This is a genomic window from Limnofasciculus baicalensis BBK-W-15 (genome assembly GCF_024178385.1).
GTDB lineage: Bacteria > Cyanobacteriota > Cyanobacteriia > Cyanobacteriales > Coleofasciculaceae > Limnofasciculus > Limnofasciculus baicalensis.
This window is the reverse complement of record NZ_JAMZMM010000067.1, coordinates 15,976-20,855: the sequence shown is the minus strand read 5'-3', so window position 1 is coordinate 20,855 and position 4,880 is coordinate 15,976. Positions and strand designations below refer to the sequence as shown.

General features: G+C 46.7%; 2 protein-coding genes. Both read left to right on the top strand.

What is annotated here, in order from left to right; genetic code table 11:
- Nucleotides 1-888: 888 nt before the first annotated feature.
- Entirely contained in the window at nucleotides 889-1,620 is a 732-nt protein-coding gene (locus tag NJ959_RS09250) for a hypothetical protein (protein WP_254011469.1), read from the top strand.
- Nucleotides 1,621-1,664: 44 nt separating this feature from the next.
- A partial coding sequence (locus tag NJ959_RS09245; protein ID WP_254011468.1) for an SdrD B-like domain-containing protein occupies nucleotides 1,665-4,880 on the top strand: 3,216 nt, incomplete at its 3' end.

The window sequence follows — 4,880 nt, the reverse complement described above, 5'->3', positions numbered from 1 at the left end:
AATCTGATGGGCGTTGGGTTGAGCCTTAAACTGTTTTTAGCTCAAAATTCAGATCCGCACTCGGGAGAAAAACCTAACCCCCCAGCCCCCTTCCCTGCCAGGGAAGGGGGAGTAATTCTTCTAATCTAAATAAACTGGAAAAACCTAACCCCCCAGCCCCCTTCCCTACCAGGGAAGGGGGAGTAATTCTTCATTCTCCTTCCAGGGTAGGGGTCAAGTTTGTTAACTTTTTTGACTCTAATTACCTTTTCTTTCACATGGAGATTATTTATATTAAGTTTTGAAACAAAAGATATCTTTAGCTTAATGTTACAACCGATACAGAATTTATTGAGCTATAAGTGAAGACAGTTCAGATCTCAGTAATTTCCCGGACTTAGGGAAAACTCCTATTTGGTAGGGTAGGGCTTTCCATGTGAAAATACGTTAAAAAAACCATACTCGCTATGAGTAGTATTTCTCCGTAAGTCAGGATTCACCGGAAACTTCACCGAAAATTTACTTAGGATTTACAGATAACGCTACTTATAGTGTAGATTCTCCGTTATATCTTGGGAACATATCCTGCAGATGGAGGGTGTCAATAAATCCTGTTAATGAAGCTTAACCGAAAATTCACCGAAAATTTACTGAAACTTCATCAAAACTTCACACAAAGGTATTGCGAGATGGTGGATTGTATTCCATAATGGTGAATTAGGCAGCAGATAGAGAATAAAGATTCAGATCGCAGAGGATTCATGAAGTGACCCCTCTATAATTCATCAATTTAGAAAGTTGAGGAAAGTCAAAAACTGACCGTTAACCTTCGCAGGTATAGCGGGAGTATACTTATTGCCTTTCTAATGGGTGATGGCAAAGACAAAATTATCAGGAGATTGAATTGAAATGAACCAAAAGCTGGATATTCAAGATTTTTCAATCGTGTTAGCGATTAGAAATCAGAACCCGACAATAGTAACTCCAGATTTCCTCAAAGGTAGCGGAGTTATTCCGGGTGACTGGGAATTAGCGCGGCCTCCAGTATTATCAGCTCAAACAACCCAGATTATCTTTAAAAATGGCATTAAAATAGATGCCCAATTGGGAAGCATCAGCTTCTCCCAAGGACTAGATTCCCCACAGAGTCAAGAACTTAAAGATATCGAAATCCCTGATATGGCTCGTCGTTATACGGCAAGCCTGCCGAATCTTGAATACCGAGGTGTGGGAATTAATCCCAGACGCTTTGTCGCCTTTGGAGATGGAGCAAATCAAGCTCATAAATATATTACTGAAACTATTTTATCCCGTGGCTCATGGCAAGAGTTTGGTACTAGTCCAATGCAAGTAGGTGTCAATCTGGTTTACACATTAGAGGGCTGTCAACTGCGATTGGGAATTAACGAAGCTCAACTTCAGACACCAGATAGAGAAGCTATTCCAGCCGTAGTATTTACCGGGAATTTCCACTACGATCTGACAGGCGAATCAACAGGAGAACGTCTAAATCACCTCCGGGAAATTCTGAACAATTGGGAGAAGGATTTCCGAACCTATCGAGAACTGATCGATAGTAAATTTTTGACAGGAACGAAAGACGATTATGATGCAGTTTTGCCAATTCTAGCCGCTCAATAATTAACTGCGATCGCTAAATTTATCTAACAACTCAGGAAGACATCATGGACGACTTATTCGGTTTATTCGAGACAGACAATTCTTTGTCACTAACCGACGAAGATTTGACGGTCAATACAACTCAAGCAGATGACCCATCGACTAGCTCAGATTCACCTGATACAGAGTCCTCAACCTCTGAAATTTTGACAGTCAGCACAGATAAACCTGATTACAAGCCAGGTAGCACAGCAATTTTCACAGTTAATGGGGTTGGCGTTGGAGAAACAGTCAAGTTTTACACTGTAGAAACAGTTGCTGGGGATGATGGGGTGTTCAATACCTATCAGCCTTTTGTAGTAACAGATGGTGGCGCAGGTGACTCAGATGGGTTAGCGAATGGGCAAATTGTGACAAGTTGGCTAGTGCCTCCCGATCCAGATGGAACAGGACCATTGGTAGCCCCAGCGTTGAATGCCACCTTAAAGTTAACAGCAACAGCAGCAGGTGGAGATGGGGCGTTTGGTACTGCTGATGACCGAGTAGCCACGACAACATTTACGGATGGTCCCAATCCGCCTCCGGTGCAATTATTCTATGTACCACAGCCAGAAAACCAACTATTGCTGGCGCTTCAGACAATTGAGGCGGGCGGTCCTGGTATTACCCCCACCAACCCAGTCCAAACTTATATATCTATCGCGGCAGTCGCCAACGGCACCATAATTTACTACGACCAAGCCGAAGATGGTTACGAGGCAGACATTGCCAATCCGACTCAATCCACCACGCAAATTTGGGGGGATGGTAATCTGCTAAATGGTGTTGCTCCCGGGACTGGCGGCACAGATTTGATTAATGCGGGCACAGTCATTGTTTTAAACAATGCCATCGATACTTCCCTACCACCCACAACCCCCTACCCCTACTCAGGGGGTGACAAGATTGCCGCAACTAAAACAGTAGCGATCACCCGCAGCGGCTGGGCGGCTGGTCCCAATAGTCTGTTAGCTGGCGGATTAGAAGTATTTGATACAGACAATTGGGGAACAGACTATCGCGTACCAGTTGGGGTAAACATACCTGACACCACTGATTTCCAAATGTTCGAGTACACTGGCTTGGCAATCATGGCTGGTGAATTGGGTGCTGTCATTAGCGTTGATGCCAATGCCGACGGCGATTTCATCGATGCTGGAGATGTGAATAATCTGAGTCTAACTCAGGGACAAAGTTATCTAGTTAATGGTGGGGTTAATGTTGGTGCAAGAGTTGTATCCGACAAAGCTGTTCAGGTAGACCTGATTACAGGCGATATTGGATCTAACTATGAAAGCCGGGATTCGGCGCTGTTACCAACGAACATCTGGTCTGACAGCTACTATACGCCTGTTTCCACAGCCTCCTCAGTCACTGACGTAGGTGGACAAGGAACTTTCAACGGGACGGATACAACAGTTTGGCTGTATAATCCCGGCACTACTGCGATTAATGTCACATTTGCACGACGGATTGCTGGGGTTGTAAACACCTCCACAATTTCTGTTCCTGGCGGGACATCGGGCGGCTATGCCAAGCAACTTATCCCTGACGGTTCAGGCGCACATTTCTTTACTCAAGGTAATGAGAAATTCTACGCCTTTTCGACCACTGACTCCAACAGTGGAAATACTAATGGTACTGGCAACCAAAACTGGGATTGGGGATATACCCTCGTCCCAGAAGACTCCTTGACTACCCAAGTCCTGATTGGCTTGGGCATTGGTCGGGACCCCACATCCGCCACCAGTCCCACCCAAAACGGTAATCCAGTCTGGGTGACACCAATTGGCAATGGTGAGACTCTAGCAACTATCTATGTTGACTACAACGGCGATAACTTAGGTGCTTTCACCGATCCGAATGGCAACAAATATGACACTACCCTCAGCCTCAAGGAACTCGAACGAGCCAAAGTTTACGATCCCGACGGCAACCAAACGGGAATGCTCCTGTATACCCTGGACCCCGGTGTCAAGCTAGCAGCAGCCTGGGGACAAGATCCCAGCGCTGCCAGTGCTGGCGCACCTGGATTAGATGTGGGTGCTGGAATACCGCCTCTGCCAGAATTTGACGCAGGTAAGAATGGTACATTGCTGGTTGATGCTGATGGTGACGGCTTCGTCAGCCCTGGGGATACACTAATCTACACGATCTCAATCCCCAACATCAGCCGTGCGCCAGTACCGAATATTAAGCTACTGGATAATCTGCCAGTCGATACAACTTATGTCGCCAACAGCACCAAGATTGACCGAGGCGATGGCTTAGGGTTCGTCTCCTTTGCCGATGCAGGGACAACAGCGTTTCCCCTTGATGAAGGCGGCGCTATCCTTGGCACAATCCCGGTTAAGAAAACCTTCACAGTCACGTTTGAGGCAAAAATCGATGCCTTCAACGATTTAGTACCAGGAACAACGACTATCCTCAACACTGGCGAGGTAAGCGCCCTGGGTGAGAAAAAGCCGATTCAGGATATAACTCCGCTTTACGGCAAGATTGGCGATTTCGTCTGGAAAGATCTTGATGGCGATGGAGTGCAAGATGGCGGTGCGGAAACAGGCATCAGTGGTGTCACCTTAAACCTCTACAAAGATGCCAATGGTAACAGCATCATTGATGGAGGCGACACAATCGTTGCCACTCAGACGACTAACGCCAGCGGTGGATATCTCTTCACAGGATTGTTGGGTGGTAATTACATTGTCGATGTAGTTAATGCCACTGTACCTGCTGACTCTGTGCTTACTACCGCGAATGACCCCAAACCTTTGACTCTGGCGGCTGGACAATCCTTCCTCACTGCGGACTTCGGTTATCAGCCACTGGGTAACATCACAGGAAATGTCAAAGCCGACAACAACAACGACGACATTGGAGATACCGGAATTAGCGGTGTCACCCTCACCCTCTACACAGATCCCAATGGAGACGGGAATGCCAGCGATGGAGTCGCCATTACCAGTACCACCACCGATGCTTCCGGCAACTATACCTTTAACAACGTCTCTCCCGGTAGCTATGTCGTCGTCGAAACCCAACCATCTGGTTACCTCACAGTCAGCGATGGGGACAGCACCACATCAGGAGACGATGCAGCGAATAGCAGCATCACCGACAATGCCATTCCCGTAGCCGTAACCGCAGGTGAAACTGATACAGGTAACGACTTTGTGGAGGAATTACCCGGTACAATCAGTGGCAACGTCAAAGAAGATATCGACAATAACGATAGTGGAGAT

Bases quoted from the DNA above. Each gene is read 5' to 3' on its own strand.
- NJ959_RS09250 (WP_254011469.1), top strand. From the start codon at position 889: ATGAACCAAAAGCTGGATATTCAAGATTTTTCAATCGTGTTAGCGATT.